This is a genomic window from Vibrio sp. Isolate30 (genome assembly GCF_022397975.1).
Lineage (GTDB): Bacteria > Pseudomonadota > Gammaproteobacteria > Enterobacterales > Vibrionaceae > Vibrio > Vibrio fortis.
The window spans coordinates 97,565-113,616 of record NZ_JAKEUS010000013.1; the positions used below are offsets into that span (position 1 = coordinate 97,565).

Genomic DNA, 16,052 nt, shown 5'->3' on the forward strand with positions numbered 1-16,052 from the left:
GCAACGGTTCCTTTATTGCTTCACTTGCAGAGTCAGTAGTTCAGTGCGCTGCTGATCTCTTAATGCTTGTTGCTGGCGAATATTGGCAAGGGTCTTTTCATCAGCCATAGCAACTTCGTCAGGGGTAACAGGCATGTTAGCGCGAACGCGTTGTAAGCCATTCACGACGATCTTTTCATCGCCTTTTAGACCATCTAACACAATACGCAATCCGTTAAGACCTTCACCAAGAGCGATCGCTCGGTATTGGACAATATTGTCATCGCCTAAAACCAAAACATACTTGTTGTTCAAATCTGTACCAATCGCTTTGTTATCAATCAACACGCCTTGGTAGCTATCAGAGCCCGCGATGCGCATTTTTGCGAACATACCCGGCAAAAATTGCTTATCCGCGTTATCAAAAACGGCGCGAACTTGAATGGTTCCTGTTGATTCATCAATCGCATTGTCTACAAAATCGATGTAGCCGATATGAGGGAAGTCAGTATCGTTAGCTAGCGCCATTTGAACGACATTTTCAATTTCGCCATTCGCTGAGATGAGGTTGTTAATTTCTTGATATTTAAGGAAGTTGCGCTCGTCAATGTCGAAGTAAGCATACATTTTCGAAGTAGACACTAAGGACGTAAGTACCGTTTGACCTGTAGTTACATAGTTACCTTTGGTCACTTCTGCAAAAGAAACTTTACCTGTAATTGGAGCACGTACTAGAGTGAACTCAAGGTCTAATTCAGCTTTTGCCAAAGCAGCTTTAAGAGCTGAAACACTTGCCACACTGCGCTGTTTATCTGCAAAACGTGCATCAACGGTCTCTTGGGAAATCGCTTTGGTTTTGCTCAGTCTTTGAGCGCGTTCATAATCTTTGACTGCTTGATTCAAGCTTGTTTGAGCACTGCTAAGTTCCGCTTTCAAACGGTTAACTTCAGCAACAAACAAACGATTGTCGATTGAGAAAAGCACTTCTCCAGCTTCCACGAGATGACCTTCACGGAAGTGAACACGATCAACGTAGCCCGACACTCGTGGCATCACAGTTATGGTTTGAGGTGATTCTAATCGGCCAGTGTATTGATCAAGCTCGGTAACCTGTTCTACAAGCACTTGTGCCACTTCAACTGTTGGCGGCGGTGGCGCTGATGCAGGAGCTTCGGCGTGTGAATCTTGACATCCAGACAACACCAATGGCGCTGCAAATGAGATTAGTAGAAGAGGCGTTCTAAGGTGTTTGCCTACCATCTCGCTATCCTTATGTTAGTTTTGTACCGATCGGTATAATAATCCTGACTTTTGATATTGATCAAGTAAAATTTATAGAATGAATGGTTACAACATATGGACAACGTATGCCTGCCGCATTACCATTTAGGGGATTGAACGAATAAGTGGTAGTGAGATTATGGTAGTCGGTACAGCAGGTCGACCACGCAGTTTTGACCAAGAAAAGGCGCTAGAAGAAGCATTAAAAGTGTTTTGGGAACAAGGGTTTGAAGGGACTTCTCTTTCTGACTTAACCAAGGCAATGGGTATCAATAAACCCAGTATGTATTCCGCCTTTGGCAATAAAGAACAACTGTTTCTTAAAGCGGTCGAAATGTACAAAGCCCGTGAATCAGAATATTTTTATCAGGCATTAGAACAGGCTGACATACGAAAGGTGATCACGGACATCATTATTGGGTGTGCAGAAGCACACAGCTGTAAAGATAAGCCAAAAGGTTGTTTGATGATCCAAGGTGCCTTGGCATGTAGCGCTGATGCTAGCCCGATCAAACAGGCGATGATCGATTGTCGAAAAGAGATGGGTGAAATACTGCTAGCAAGGTTCACCAAGGCTCAAAATGAAGGCCAGTTAATTGAATCTGCTGATCCACAAGTGATGACCCATTTCATGGCCACGTTTCTCAATGGTTTATCAGTTCACTCTATGGATGATGTGTCGCCAGAGATGATTATCGCAGTGGCGGAGCTTGGAATAAATGACTTGCACGCATTCTGTGTAAATTAATGCTTTAATTCAGGTTAAAGGGGTTCGTTTTTAACCCTGGAGCATGAGGTTTGGACTGTCTTGGTTATTCAAACCTCTCAAGTAGCGCAGTACCATTTCATTACTTTTCCAATCACCGAGTTGGATGAGTTGGGTTAAATTTAAGCCTGCATGATAACCATCTTGTAGTGCGCCGACACGGCTAGAGTGACCGCTCCATACATTTCGGTGAGCTTCTGTTGATGTGACAACGTCACCCAATTCAACGAGCAGATCGTGAGCACGCTGATAAATGCGGTCGATAGTCATTCCCGACATTGGAGTCTGTCGATAGCCTGCAGGTCGTCCACCTTTGACGGTTAACCAACAAAAGATAAAATCATCTTCATCCAACGGCTGACAATAGGTTTGGATATAGCGTTTTACAATCGCTGAAAACCGGCCTGTTAATCGCTTCGGCTCTGGACTGATTGTGGTTTTAGATGTAACACGTTCGATGTTGATGTCGCCATTTTCAAGAAACTTAATGTGTTTTTTTCGTATCTTACCAATTTCGCCCTCTCGAAGTAGGGTGCCATAAGCAACGGTAAGAACAGCGAGATCTCGATAAGGAACCGCGCGCTTTTCATTGCCCCATAAATCCATCAATCTTAGCAAATGGTGCTTTCGAAATGGCTTAGCTTGCAGCTCGATAACTTGCGAGCCGGTAATTTCCATCTCATCTTTTGGCAGTGATTTAAAGAACGTGGAGATGGCCGGCAGTTTAGTGACGTCATCCGTATTCATAATTTTGTGGAACAGACTAAGCTGCGCTCGATATTGCTTAAGCGTATTAATCTTCACATCGAACTCTAGCTTAAGCGACTTGAACCAAGTTAATAGGACAGGGGCGTATATTGGAAAACTATAAACGTTTTGTTCTTTGCAGTAGTCATCCCATTTACGCACAACGAACGCTAACATCTTTAAAGTGTGAATACTTAAGCCGCCGCGGTTTTCTTCGAACTCGTCTAAGTGCTTTCGCACTAGAGGTAACTCAGTCCAATTAGGATCAAAACTCTCATTAAGGTTGGGAAAGTTAAGTTTAAAGCGGCTGAGCTTTTCTTTTTGCTTCTCCCACTGCTGGACAGTTTCTTGATGAGAACGCCCAGGTGACAGCGTCACTTGGCTTTGTCGTTTCGTTGGGAAGTTCGAGTTGGTCATTGTTTCTATTTTAACAATATAGTGTGATATAACTGTAATTATATCACACTATATAATTAGCACGACGGTCGACCTAAAAAACTCCATCAAGCTTGGTGAGTTTCGTCTGTTAATTAGACAGTGAGCCGAAATGGGAAGTTGAGATGATGATCAGAAATTAATATACAGCCTAAGCATGTCTTTATGCTGGATACCGTTTTCGAATATTGGCTCGCTGTAATTGATAAGGAAATAGTCTTTAGATACCGAATCAACACGAAACCCCAACCTCTGATAGTACGTTAATTGATAGCCAAAGGTACCAGTTCCTAACTCTAAGCGAGTGATACCTTTGTTTGGTAACTCTGCAAGCACCGACTTTAAAAGTTTTGTACCAATACCAAGACGTTGGAGACTGGGCAGTACTGAGACATTAAAAAATCTCAACAGTGGTAGAAGTGGCTGGTTTAGCAATACAAGCTCCTAGTACTTCATTATTATCACAAGCAATAAAGCACCAAGAATCATATAGATACGAGGAAATACTCGCCTCGGATGGATCTGCTTCTAACAGCAAATCAAACGGAACCTGGCAGGGTTCAATTTCTTTAAATTCCAAGAAGAATTCCTCGTGTATAACTAAAACGCTAGGAACTAATTAAACGCCATATTTGCAGCCATCACCACCAAAAGAACGGCAAAAATTTTCTTAATCGTGGCAACAGGAAGATGGTTAGTTGCCTTTGCTCCCAATGGTGCAGTAAACCAAGAGGTCGAAACAATACCAAGCAAAGCTGGTAAATAAACAAAACCGGCAAAACCATCACTCAACGAAAAGTAGGGAAGGCCAGAGCTCACGTAACCGACAGACCCAAACAGCGCGATGATGATCCCACATGCCGATGCACAGCCGATAGCCTTTTTGACGTTAACAGAAAAGAAAGACAACAAAGGAACCAAAAGAGCACCGCCACCGATACCGATCATCGCAGACAATGCGCCTGTGATGGTGGTAAGAGCGGTAAGTACACCTTTATTAGGTAAGGTACGTTCAGGTGCGTTGTCAGTTTTGCTACTAATGAACATTTTAATTGCGATAAGAAATACACTCACCGCGAAAATGGTTCTAACGACTTGGTCTGGCAATTGCGCGGCCATAAAGCCACTGATCAGCGCGCCCGAAGCAACACCAATCATAATCCAAGGTGCAATATCCCACGGCACATTGCCATTTTTGTGGTGAGCGATAGCAGAAGAAGTCGAAGTGAAGAGTATTGACGCTAAAGAGGTTGCAATAGCGACGACTACCACTTGCTCCGAAGGCAACACGCCGAACTGCAACAAAATAATGCTTAAGATTGGGACGATAACTAGACCGCCACCAATACCCAATAGCCCAGCTAAAAAGCCAACGCCGCTACCTAACACAGCACAACACAATATCAGTACTATTTCACTCACCCTTACTCTCCTATTAAATATTAGGGTTTGCATTCCATACAAAGCAAATCATCAAAATGTGATGAAGTAATATAACTGAGTAGCACATCAATGCCACCCTATAACTACATGAATATTTCTCATAATCAATGTGAAGGAATACCACTGTTTTTTGACTCTTGATTCGCGCTATAAAATAAACTCTTCTCTAAATCTAGCGACAACTTACAGTTATATTGGCATTTGAAGTTATTCAATTATTAAATAAAGCTGTGGTGACTAATGACTGGGACTATAAAAATAATCCAGAAAGCCTAGAGAGAGTAAGGAAATTAGCTTTCAACTCAGGAAATAGGATACCGCTCAACATGACTACTGATTTCAACTTTACGATTAAAAGCATCGGACTTGATGAAAATTACCACCCTTCAGACAGTACGCGTATTACAACCAACTTTGCCAACTTGGCGCGTGGTGAAAACCGTCAGAGAAATCTTCGTAATGCATTGAACATGATTAACAACAATTTCAATGCTTTAGCAAGCTGGGACAACCCAAATCGAGACCGCTACTCTGTTGAACTAGAGATCGTGTCTGTTGATATCGACATTGAAGGCAAAGGCGAAAACTTCCCATCTATCGAAGTATTGAAAACTAACATTGTCGATCACGCGACCAATGAACGCATTGAAGGTATAGTGGGGAATAACTTCTCTTCATACGTGCGAGATTACGATTTTAGTGTTTTGTTGTTAGAGCATAATAAAGACAAGCCTGGCTTTAGCGTTCCTAATAATTTTGGTGAACTGCACGGTAATTTATTCAAATCGTTCATTAAGTCTGACACATACAAAGCGAACTTTAAAAAGCTACCTGTTATCTGCCTAAGCGTATCAGACAATAAAATATACCAACGTACAGACAACCAACATCCAGTTTTAGGTTTCGAATATCAACCAAACGAATCATCTTTAACTGAGCAATACTTTAAGAAAATGGGCCTAGAAGTGCGTTACTTCATGCCGCCAAATAGTGTTGCTCCGTTAGCATTCTACTTCTTTGGTGACCTACTTAACGATTACTCGAACCTTGAGCTGATCAGCACTATTAGTACGATGGAAACTTTCCAGAAGATTTACCGCCCAGAAATCTACAACGCGAATGCGGTTGCGGGTAATCGTTACCAACCAAACTTAAAGAACTCAGATCACTCACTAACAAAAATTGTGTACGACCGTGAAGAGCGTAGCAAACTAGCAATCAAGCAAGGTAAATTCGCGGAAGAGCACTTTATCAAACCGTTCCAACACACGTTAGACCAATGGTCTGCAAGTTTCGCTTAAGGCTAGGGGATTGTATATATGTCAAAACTACTACCAACCTCTACCGCAGGCAGTCTACCTAAACCTTCATGGCTCGCTGAACCAGAAAAGTTGTGGTCACCGTGGAAGTTACAAGGTAACGAGCTGATCGATGGCAAACAAGATGCTTTACGTGTCTCATTGCAATCTCAAGAACTTGCTGGTGTCGATATCGTCAGTGATGGTGAACAAACAAGACAGCACTTTGTGACGACTTTCATTGAGCACTTAAGTGGTGTTGACTTCGAAAATAGAAAAACCGTTAAAATCCGCGATCGTTATGATGCAAGTGTGCCTACAGTAGTAGGTCCGGTTTCTCGTCAAAAACCTGTTTTTGTTGAAGATGCGAAATTCTTACGCTCTCAGACTAAACAACCGATCAAGTGGGCGCTTCCCGGCCCAATGACGATGATCGACACGCTTTACGATGATCATTACAAGAGCCGTGAAAAACTGGCGTGGGAATTCGCTAAAATCTTGAACCAAGAAGCGAAAGAGTTAGAAGCGGCTGGTGTGGACATTATCCAGTTTGACGAACCGGCATTTAACGTATTCTTTGATGAGGTGAATGACTGGGGTATTGCTTGCTTAGAAAGAGCGATTGAAGGCCTTAAGTGTGAAACAGCTGTCCACATCTGTTACGGCTACGGTATTAAAGCGAACACGGATTGGAAAAAAACACTTGGTTCAGAGTGGCGCCAATATGAAGAGGTATTTCCAAAGTTACAGAAGTCGAAGATCGACATCATCTCTTTGGAATGCCACAACTCACATGTTCCAGTAGAACTACTTGAATTGATTCGCGGCAAGAAAGTCATGGTTGGTGCAATCGATGTAGCGACCGATGAAATTGAGACGCCAGAAGAAGTAGCAGAGACATTACGAACTGCACTCAAATACGTCGACGCTGACAAGCTTTACCCATGCACTAACTGCGGTATGGCACCATTATCTCGCACTGTGGCCAATGCCAAGTTGGACGCTTTAAGTGCCGGAGCCGCCATCGTTAGAAAAGAACTTGAAGTTGGTGCTTAATACCAAAACGCTATGATAAACGGGGCTTGAGAAAGTCCCATTTTTAGTTTGTTTTGAATGAAAGCTGACATATAGATCACAGCGCATTTTAAAATTGCCCCAACGCTCAAGTAAACAAAAACCATCTTCATTACCTCTCAAATATCCCCTGAGCAATCCAAACCGGAACCTGAGTCAACTCGCAAATACAAGACTTATACGGTCTTAAACTTCGTTTGGCGCATCATTGGGACGCTGCATCACAATGCAAATTACCCAACCGAAATTCAATCTGAATTCTGAGCTAGATATTCATTAGAGGGTAGGTGAGAACAGCCAGCTCTCACCCTATCAATTCCCGCATCATGGGGGACACCCCCGACCGCTCGGCCCCAGCCACCCGTCATCCCCCGCTCAAAAATAACATTGTCCACTTGACAATATTATTTTTGAACTATAAATTCAGGCGAAGCCCTTTATAAATTTCTAAAGTTTAGAAGTGTAAAAATTTCTAAATCTTAAAGAAGGGTCTCAAATATTTTTCCTGCTAAAATCGTTTGATTTAATGAGTTTTACTAGAAAAAATATCACCTCTCTGGCCAATTCATGGCCAAATGATGGCCAAATGATGGCCAAATGATGGCCAAATGATGGCCATCTACAAGCATCCTCACACTAGAATATTATTCGTATTAAACCCTGTAAAATCCCAAATGGCCGTAAAATGGCCACAAAATGGCCACAAAATGGCCAGTCACTTAACCACTAATTTGTATCGAATGGCTTCAAATTGGTGCAGAACTGCCTAAATCACATGTATAGCTTCAGAAGTAGACAGTACGTAATATTTTTTGAGCCTAGTCTAAGTACCAAATAACTCAGTGGAATATTTATGCTCTAAAATGCATTGGTATTCACCTCGTACTTCGTGTAAGTTCGGCTATATTAACCGTTATGGTATTGGCCATAAGATAGATTCTAGGCTTGTGTCTAGAATATGGAGTCCAAAGTCCGTCAGCGATCATCCATTGTCGGAGAGTCTTAAGTGACACTGAAACGTCATGGAGTTCTTGAAGTTTTTCGTGGGCTAGCGTTGGTCCGAAATCAGAATAGTACTGATGAATGAGTTCTAATGCCTGCAACTTGACGCTTTCATTGACGCGATTTGAAGACGGCTTGCCTCGATTTCCATGTACCAGAGAAGCTGCGCCTTGTTGAATGAAACGAGTAATGAGCCGTTGGAATTGTCGATAACCTAAATCCGATAACTTTAAAGCGTCGCGTCGGCTTAGGTTATGGCGTAAGACACCTTGGATTATCATCAGTCTTTGTAATTCACGGTCGTTCATAGTGATTAGCACCCTCAAACCTCCAAGGAAATGTAGGACATTTTCGCTTAGTTATAACAAGCTAACTGCGCATTAGATACATTATGTTAAATTTAAATTGAGTGGTATAAATAAGGCAGAGTTTTATTTAAATACCCTGCCTTACTTCAATCTTAGTCTTACTACGTGATATTGAAGTTATTTAACCAAAGTGCTTATTTACCATAAAATAGATAATAACCATAAATGTTGTTGTTCAGCGAATGCTGAGCATTCTTGAACAGCAACATTTTTACATTATCTATCCAAGCAAAACGTCGTGATTCTAAGCCTTATAGACTAACAATCTTTGAGCCCATGACATTCGCGACACCGCTAACTTTAACTCGTTGAACGCCATGTTCGTTTGATTCTACTGAAGCGAAGATCTGAGACAAGCTACCCATGGCTCGGCCTTGCTCAAAAACAAATGAACGTGAATGTTCGAGCGCCAAATACTTATCTAGATAACAAGCAAGAGCGCCACTTGCGCTTCCCGTCGCAGACTCTTCTGAGATACCAAACAAAGGTGCAAAGTTGCGACAACTTGCGGTTACTTCGGTGTCCTCGGATAACTCAAACACATGAGCGCCAACTAGTTCGTGATCTTTAGAGAACTCAATCAACTTTGCTTCATCGATATTTACTTTATCGAGATACCCTTTAGGTACTTGGATAATAAGATCAGGTAAACCAGTCGATACCACCTGTGCTGGCAAACTTAAAGAGTTCAACACGTTTTCATCGATGCCAATTAAACCGGCCACTTCGGAACTTGAAAAGGTACGCCCAAACGTTGGTAAAGCCTGCTCCATGGTGACCTCACCCAGAGCGTTGACCGATACAGGTAATATCCCGGCCTTGGTTCTCTGACGATATTGACCGTCAGTGATAAAACCTTTTTGATGTAATACAGAAAACGTCGCCAACGTCGCGTGACCACAAAAATCGACCTCTCCAATGGTCGTAAAGAAAGAGACTTCAAAGTCCACTTCTACGTCGCTACTTACAAACGCAGTCTCTGAGTAACCGATAACCTGAGCGATGTGCAACTTATCCGCATCGTTGAGACGATCAGCATTCAGAACGCCACCAGCTGGGTTTCCCCCGCTTCCATCCTTGGTAAATGCGTTAACTAAGAATACCTCTATGTTTTCCATCAACCCTAAACACCTTGTTTTATCTTTGACGACTAACTTACTGATATAGTTAAGTAAGTGCAAATTCGCTGTTTAATTACAAACTTGTGACAAGTTTAGGTATGTTCTGATATAGATTCACCGCTCTGAATATATATCTCCCTTTTGCCACAGCTTTACAAATAACAGGATTTTAATTGTGTCTTTAGTTCGAGTGACAAAATTGAAAATTGCAGTAGCTAGCACTGCTTTGATCGTGGCTAGTCTACTCGGTTGCCAAGCGTTCAGTTCCAATGCGTCTGAGACTGAAGAAACAAAGCTCATCATCCACTACCTTGACCAAGTATTAGATGTAACGCACCAATATGCCGTCGACAATGGTGGTTTGCCACCTATCACTTTAGATACTGACGCTAACTTTGGTTATTTGAATATCAACAACCTTATCGAGAACCCAGGAGTATCCACGTGGCAAGGTCCATACCTACCCTTCGAAGATACTTGGATCGGGGGGGACCAGTACATTAGCCATCCTGACTATATCGCGACACAGATCTTGCTAAAAGAAAAAGACAGCTCATGGGTGAGAGGAAGCTCTGAAACGGGCTGCCAACCTTCATCTGAGGCATGTTCATTAGCGGCTTGTATCTGGTTAGTACCACTCGGAGCGGCTCAGGAGATCAACCACATGATTGATGGTGAGATGAATATGGCTGATTCAGATGCCGAAGGTACCATTCGATTTGAAAAAGCTATTGTGGGGAGCCTAGTATGTAAAATTGGTGACGATTATCCTTTGCCAGAATAATTCATTCACTTTGTCTTTAGATAGCCCAATTGGATTATAGAAATTTAGTTATAGTGCATCATACTACTTACGTCTCCCTGTTAGCTTTAAATGAAAGCAGTTAAAGAAAACTTGATCGTTCGCAGTTCAAAATGGGCACTAGAAAATACTCGCGCACCTAAAACCATTTCTTAAAGTAGAAGTAAGCTCCCAGTAGGCCCGTGCAGCCAATACAAATACCCACAACAAACCAAAAAGCGAGTTCATTTTCGATACCTGGCATTCCTCCGACATTAACTCCCATCAAGCCAGTGAAAAAGCCTAATGGAAGAAAAATGGCTGCCACAACGGTTAAAACAAAACTGCGATTATTAAGCTCTTCAGACACCCTACTCAGAAGCTCCTCCTTGACCATATTTGTGCGTTCTTTAATAGTATCGATGTCTTCCACATAACGGATCTGCCTATCCGCGATGCTACGTAACGCCATACGATCAATATCACTCAACCAATGTAATGGTTCGGTGGCGAGCTTGTTTAATGCTTCTCTTTGTGGAGCGATATATCGCCTAATACCAATGCACTGTTGCCTATTCTTAAGAAGTTTGGAACGCAATTGACTCGGCTCATCAACAAACAGCGCTTCTTCAATCTCTGATGCATTGTCTTCTAAGAAGTTAATCGTATCGTTCATCCTCGCGACCACTCGGTCAGTCCACTGAACGAGCAACTCTCCTGCAGATAAGGGACCCGAATGGTTTTCTAGACTCGCCAAAATATCTTGTGTTGAGGTTAGAACTCTCTTCCTCGTGCTAATCAATATTTTGCCATTAGTCCAAATTCTAACGGACACCATATCTTCAGGATCCGCTCCTTCGTTCAAATTCACTCCTCTTAAGATAAGAAGCAAATTATTTACCCGAGTAAGAACATGCGGACGATTGTCTGGATTGATCAAACCGTCAACAGCAATTTCATTCAAACCACTACAGTTTTGAATCCATTGTTGAGCTTCAGGTTCACTATAATCAAAATGCAACCATAGCCCCGATTGGTCACTTTCAAAATCATTAACCTGCTCCCAACCGATTAAATCACCACCTCCAGCACCATCTAACAACATTGCATGGATAAGGCCCTTAGGAGCATTCTTTGCGTAGCCAAATTGAGACATGTTTATCCTCGTTCAGAATGAAAATTTATCAGTTTTAGATAGTTACAGAAGCACTAACAGATTCTTACTGTATACTAAACATAGTTAGTTTTTCTGCTATATACTCTCAAAAATGTAGCGACACCGTATTAGACTATTAATTCGACCAATGCACGTAATATTGGCTAGGAGGCCTCGTGTCAAAGAGCTTCAACCTTGAGGATGCAGGGCAGATTTTTGTTGGCGCCTTTGCTCTCGCCGTGCCAATTTCATTTTCTGAAGAGGCTTGGTTGTTGGGTGAAAGTTTGCCAACAACGAACCTCACTTTACTTTTTCTTCTGTCGTGTGTGTTTTTGTCAATTTATGCCTTTGAGAGCGTTTACCAAAGGAATATCAGCGGTAGAGTGATGGAATTTATATCGCGTATCGCGATTGCTTATGTATTAACAATAATGGTCGTTGCTTTAGTTTTGCTGTGCATTGACAAGTTACCAGTGCTTGATTCTCCGTTGGTCGCTTTAAAGCGCGTCATTGTCATCGCTATGCCAGCATCAATGGGCGCTATTATTGTTGATGGCTTTGATAAGGAATGAATATAGTCTAAACAACTTACTCTCACAGTCCGAAGCGAGGTATTAATACCTTATCTTGCTTCAAGTACTCAAAAATCATAATAGTTTTATGAAACTCTTAATGTATTAACCAGCTTTTTGGGATGAGAAAAATGTAAACCTTGCAAACATACATGAGCCTTTTTAGGCACGTATTTAGCCTGTAATTTTTCTTCTATTCCGCATACCACTAACGTAAAGTTAACTTGCTCAGACAAGCGAAACATAAATCTCAAAAATTCATAGCTGACAGGGTTCTTCCCCATATTCATAGCAAAACTTCCGTCCAGCTTTACTACATCAAAAAGCCCTTTATTTAAAAGTTCATAGTTCGTATAGCCTGAACCAAAATCATCTATCGCAAAGCGACAGCCCAAGCGTTTCAAACTTTGAAGGTTGTCTAGTACATGCTTCTGCAAAATCGCTTCACTATGTTCAACCAACTCAAAAATCAACTTTTTACGAACTTCCGGGCAACGTTTAGTTAAGCTGAAAATATCGTTATAAAATGAGGTCATCGCAAGGTCAGACATAGCAATGTTGATACTAAAATCCCCTTGCCCTTCATTATCTTTTTTCGCTAACTCAACGACTTTCCTAATAATCATAAGAGTCAAAGAGTAATGAATATGTGGGGTATCACTGAGCAACGACATATAGTTTTCTGGCTCAATATGTCCACGTTTACGCCATACCAGCAAAACTTCGCGAATACACTCTTTGTTATGATTCATACTATGTACAATAGGTTGATAAGCGAGCTCGAAGTTAGCCCCACCATCACGAATATCTCTTTGTAAGTCTTGAAGCATATGGCGTTTACGTAAATTCTTTTGATAATCCTTTTCACTGTGGATGTACAATCCATCCTGGTTCTGAATTGCACGTAAGATCCCATAGCTAATGCGCCTAAACAGACGATCTGGTTTAGCGATATCATAAGCACTGGAAAAGTGTAGCGTCGTTACCGAGTAATCAAACGGCATTTTCTTACCATTAATAACCATTTGGTTCGGCAATGCAGCCCTCACTTTCTGTTGATGTTCGACCTGAAGCTTGTTGTTCAGGGGAGCATCAGATACAAAGATCATCACGATATATCGATCATCATAGAGTCCAATCAAGCTAGGCTTTAAGTCACCGCTTAATTGACTATGTAGCTTTTGCTTAATCTTCATTGACGTCTGTTGATCAAAATATTGATAGAAATCTCCGTTACGCCCTACGCAGATAACATGAGCGGTGTAATACACTTCACCTTTTTTGGCCTCAAGGTTCGCCATTTTTTGTTGAATATAATTAATATTAGGAATGTTACTCTCTTCGCATATGAACCGAGCTTGTTCTAATTTATGTTTCTCGCGTTCTAATCGATTCAGTGCGTAATTATGCTTCTTACTTTGGCGAGCATTGTAGAGAGTCGCGATGATGACAACACCAAGCATAATCGCTGTCACGCCGGTTGTAATTGGAGAAAATGGGATGGTTTCAATATCCATACGTCATACTCAAGTAAGAAAACAAAAGCAGAACATACCGATCCAAAGCACTAATATCAATGGACTGGCATGAAACCAAGCGTATAAACAGTGGCTACCTCGATAAATAATAGAGCATTAACACCATTTATGTGTTAATGAAATCGATTACAAAAACAAATGAATCCAAATGGTTGTTGACCTTAGTATTGTTGACATAAATTTACGATTCCTCCCGGCCTTTACTTTGCATAAAAAAACACAAAAATGAATATTCAGTCAACCAAGCTGTTGAAAATCTGCTAGTAACCGCTTATGGCGAGTCGTCATACGAAAAAAATAGTCATCTCATTCATAACAAAAATGAATATCTAACCAGTTACTCATACCGATAAATCCACGCCACAATAACCCCAACGTGTAAATTTATGTAAATAAAATAGAAAATGTGACCAACATCAACAGTTAAAATGCAGCAAGTTGACTATTGAATAGGATTGAAATCCAAACTAGCTAAAGGTTGGACTGGCCACTTTTTGTGATACAGATCTAAATTATAAAATAATTACAATATTATTTATGAGACCAACAGCTATAAGATAAAAATCCAACAAAAATATGGTGTTGTGTTTAGTTGAACCCATGCAAAAGTAGCCATCGATACCCCTTAATTTGATTTAGAATGAGCAACGATAAGAGCTGGAATACATTGTTTGTCTATGAGGTCTATTGCCTTGATAACAGCATGCTCCATCACATCAATATAGTACTCCAACAACACGAAATCCGATTTGGTTGTGATTGTTCACGGCTTAGCCAAAGGTGCACCAAGTGGGAACTCACTAGACAGATTGCTCTTCCGTCATCACCTTGAAACAGACGATGTATTAGAACGAGAAGGAAGGTTAGGCAGAGTTGTAATGATATGAACTCCTAATCAGGCAGAGAAGTTGCCGAACACTACAGTAAAAAGTTCTGGGCTAGATGGCTTGGAGAAGTTCCTAAATCTCTAACGACAGATGACACCGGAGTGGCGCAAAATCTTAATGTGCCGAACTATCCTATCGCTGTTGTTGCTGGTACCAAAACCTACCGTTGGACACATAAGTACTTCGATAAAACGAACGATGCTCTCGTCAACGTAGATTCAACAAAAATATCAACGATGGATGCTTATTGGGAAGTAAATATCTCTCACCACCAACTAGGATCTGAGCCGAGTGTGATTCACCAAGTCGTTTACTATCTGATAAATGGTGAATTCAAATCTAAAGATGCTATCGATATTAATCATTACTAATTTCGAATGTGCCCGCAGACGAAAAACCAACCCCAAAAAGACTAATTTCAGAGAATATATCAACTGCTAATCGCTATAAAATTGCACGCTGAAGTCTGCATTAGAAACGTAGAACCCTCCCTTTTTTGAATATTTATCTTTGGCATTTTCAGCAAAATTTGATGAAGTTCTAACTACTTTTCAAAAAGCTAACTTAAAGTAGAAAAATCACGATTCCTGTACTTTAATCAAAAAGATATATGGATGGTTGAGTTAGGTTTATGGAAAAGAAAATGATTAATAAAAAGGCTCGTGACGATAAGCGGTCAACTAAAATTGAAACACATAACAAACCAAGTAAGAGTAAGAAAAAAAATATAAAGCTATTTTCTATATCTAGGGTTAGAACACTTTTACCTAATAACCCAATGCTAATTCTCCCTTCTTTGCTTTTTAAGCCATCAGACACACAAGCGAGCGCGATACAAGATTTAGTTTCTCATACCAATGACGATTCAAACGAACCAACAGATATAGAGCAATCGCATAAAAAAGTAGAAGCCCTGTCGAATCCCGACAACCTTTCTACATTATCTCCAGAGGAGCATACACAAAGAGATTCGAGTAAAGACAGCACCCCTCTTACTTCTTCTCACCACATGTCAACACATAGCCACTCAATGGGGCACAATTTGGGGCACTCTACAAACCAATCTCCAGTAACTATTACTCCTAGTAATCTGGCAACCCAAACACCCCATATCCCCTTAAACCCAACAACTACAAATAATGCACCAGCAAAAGTTAGCAGAGCTACTGTGGCTGTTGATGAAACTGACTCAGCAGTCACCACTTCAGGCACCCTCACCAGCACCGATGTCGATAATCCGAATAACGCTTTTACACCGAATTCGATAACTGGAACTCATGGCAATCTAACCATCGATGCCAATGGGCATTGGGTCTTCACCGCCAACAGCGCCTTCAACCAACTCAATGTTGGCGATAAGGTCGAAGAAACATTCACRGTRACGTCTGTYGATGGCACACCATCCACCATAAAAGTCACTATCAATGGCACTAACGATGCCGCCATCGTCAGCAGTGCATCTGTCGCTGTCGATGAAACGGATTCTGCCATCACGACTTCAGGCACCCTAACCAGCACGGACGTCGATAATCCTGACAACACCTTTACGCCAGAGTCCATCACAGGCACTCACGGCGACCTAACCATTGATGCCAATGGGCATT

At 41.4% G+C, this 16,052-nt stretch carries 13 protein-coding genes and 1 pseudogene (1 of these 14 cut by a window edge); 7 read left to right on the forward strand and 7 right to left on the reverse strand.

Going from position 1 to position 16,052, the window contains the following annotated elements:
- Nucleotides 1–12: 12 nt before the first annotated feature.
- Entirely contained in the window at nt 13–1,239 is a 1,227-nt protein-coding gene (locus L1D60_RS21440; RefSeq protein ID WP_239842892.1) for an efflux RND transporter periplasmic adaptor subunit, read from the reverse strand.
- Nucleotides 1,240–1,399: 160 nt separating this feature from the next.
- Between L1D60_RS21440 and L1D60_RS21445 the strand changes: the two genes are divergently transcribed.
- Nucleotides 1,400–2,008, forward strand: coding sequence for a TetR/AcrR family transcriptional regulator (locus tag L1D60_RS21445; RefSeq protein ID WP_239842893.1), 609 nt, complete (start codon nt 1,400–1,402; stop codon nt 2,006–2,008).
- Nucleotides 2,009–2,038: 30 nt separating this feature from the next.
- Here the strand turns inward: L1D60_RS21445 and L1D60_RS21450 are convergent, their stop codons facing one another.
- The 3 genes and pseudogenes from L1D60_RS21450 to L1D60_RS21460 form a co-directional block, all read right to left on the reverse strand.
- Nucleotides 2,039–3,190 carry a tyrosine-type recombinase/integrase gene (locus tag L1D60_RS21450; protein ID WP_239842894.1) on the reverse strand — a complete coding sequence of 384 codons (1,152 nt, stop codon included), beginning with the start codon at nt 3,188–3,190 and terminating at the stop codon, nt 2,039–2,041.
- 150 nt (nt 3,191–3,340) lie between these two features.
- Nucleotides 3,341–3,788, reverse strand: a pseudogene (locus L1D60_RS21455) (GNAT family N-acetyltransferase).
- 35 nt (nt 3,789–3,823) lie between these two features.
- A complete protein-coding gene (locus tag L1D60_RS21460) occupies nt 3,824–4,630 on the reverse strand; it encodes a sulfite exporter TauE/SafE family protein (protein WP_239842895.1) in 807 nt (268 codons plus the stop codon).
- A gap of 347 nt (nt 4,631–4,977) precedes the next feature.
- Here L1D60_RS21460 and L1D60_RS21465 point away from each other — a divergent pair, with 347 nt between their 5' ends.
- On the forward strand, nt 4,978–5,952 hold the full coding sequence (locus tag L1D60_RS21465; RefSeq protein WP_239842896.1) for a DUF1852 domain-containing protein: 975 nt from the start codon (nt 4,978–4,980) through the stop codon (nt 5,950–5,952).
- 18 nt (nt 5,953–5,970) lie between these two features.
- Nucleotides 5,971–7,005 carry a methionine synthase gene (locus L1D60_RS21470; protein WP_239842897.1) on the forward strand — a complete coding sequence of 345 codons (1,035 nt, stop codon included), beginning with the start codon at nt 5,971–5,973 and terminating at the stop codon, nt 7,003–7,005.
- Nucleotides 7,006–8,644: 1,639 nt separating this feature from the next.
- Here L1D60_RS21470 and L1D60_RS21475 read toward each other — a convergent pair.
- Nucleotides 8,645–9,511, reverse strand: a complete 867-nt coding sequence (locus tag L1D60_RS21475; RefSeq protein WP_239842898.1) for a PhzF family phenazine biosynthesis protein — start codon at nt 9,509–9,511, stop codon at nt 8,645–8,647.
- A 229-nt stretch (nt 9,512–9,740) separates the two neighbouring features.
- On the opposite strand from L1D60_RS21475, the gene L1D60_RS21480 reads away from it, so the two are divergent.
- A complete protein-coding gene (locus L1D60_RS21480) occupies nt 9,741–10,298 on the forward strand; it encodes a type II secretion system protein (protein WP_239842955.1) in 558 nt (185 codons plus the stop codon).
- Between the two features lie 157 nt (nt 10,299–10,455).
- Here L1D60_RS21480 and L1D60_RS21485 read toward each other — a convergent pair whose 3' ends face one another.
- Nucleotides 10,456–11,451 (reverse strand): zinc transporter ZntB, encoded by a 996-nt coding sequence (locus L1D60_RS21485; protein WP_239842899.1) that lies wholly within the window; start codon nt 11,449–11,451, stop codon nt 10,456–10,458.
- A gap of 176 nt (nt 11,452–11,627) precedes the next feature.
- Between L1D60_RS21485 and L1D60_RS21490 the strand changes: the two genes are divergently transcribed.
- On the forward strand, nt 11,628–12,023 hold the full coding sequence (locus L1D60_RS21490) for a DUF2391 family protein (RefSeq protein WP_239842900.1): 396 nt from the start codon (nt 11,628–11,630) through the stop codon (nt 12,021–12,023).
- Between the two features lie 86 nt (nt 12,024–12,109).
- On the opposite strand, the gene L1D60_RS21495 is transcribed toward L1D60_RS21490, so the two are convergent.
- Nucleotides 12,110–13,540 carry an EAL domain-containing protein gene (locus L1D60_RS21495; RefSeq protein ID WP_239842901.1) on the reverse strand — a complete coding sequence of 477 codons (1,431 nt, stop codon included), beginning with the start codon at nt 13,538–13,540 and terminating at the stop codon, nt 12,110–12,112.
- 1,009 nt (nt 13,541–14,549) lie between these two features.
- Here L1D60_RS21495 and L1D60_RS21500 point away from each other — a divergent pair.
- A complete protein-coding gene (locus tag L1D60_RS21500) occupies nt 14,550–14,819 on the forward strand; it encodes a hypothetical protein (protein ID WP_239842902.1) in 270 nt (89 codons plus the stop codon).
- Nucleotides 14,820–15,478: 659 nt separating this feature from the next.
- Nucleotides 15,479–16,052, forward strand: partial view of a VCBS domain-containing protein gene (locus L1D60_RS21505; RefSeq protein WP_275665798.1) — the 5' portion only. The gene runs 2,543 nt beyond the window's last position; the window shows 574 of its 3,117 coding nt (coding positions 1–574); the start codon lies at nt 15,479–15,481; its stop codon lies off the right edge, out of view.

Coding starts and splice junctions, on each gene's coding strand:
- L1D60_RS21495 (WP_239842901.1), bottom strand. CDS start 13,540: ATGGATATTGAAACCATCCCATTTTCTCCAATTACAACCGGCGTGACA.
- L1D60_RS21440 (WP_239842892.1), bottom strand. CDS start 1,239: ATGGTAGGCAAACACCTTAGAACGCCTCTTCTACTAATCTCATTTGCA.
- L1D60_RS21450 (WP_239842894.1), bottom strand. CDS start 3,190: ATGACCAACTCGAACTTCCCAACGAAACGACAAAGCCAAGTGACGCTG.
- L1D60_RS21485 (WP_239842899.1), bottom strand. CDS start 11,451: ATGTCTCAATTTGGCTACGCAAAGAATGCTCCTAAGGGCCTTATCCAT.
- L1D60_RS21465 (WP_239842896.1), top strand. CDS start 4,978: ATGACTACTGATTTCAACTTTACGATTAAAAGCATCGGACTTGATGAA.
- L1D60_RS21445 (WP_239842893.1), top strand. CDS start 1,400: ATGGTAGTCGGTACAGCAGGTCGACCACGCAGTTTTGACCAAGAAAAG.
- L1D60_RS21470 (WP_239842897.1), top strand. CDS start 5,971: ATGTCAAAACTACTACCAACCTCTACCGCAGGCAGTCTACCTAAACCT.
- L1D60_RS21475 (WP_239842898.1), bottom strand. CDS start 9,511: ATGGAAAACATAGAGGTATTCTTAGTTAACGCATTTACCAAGGATGGA.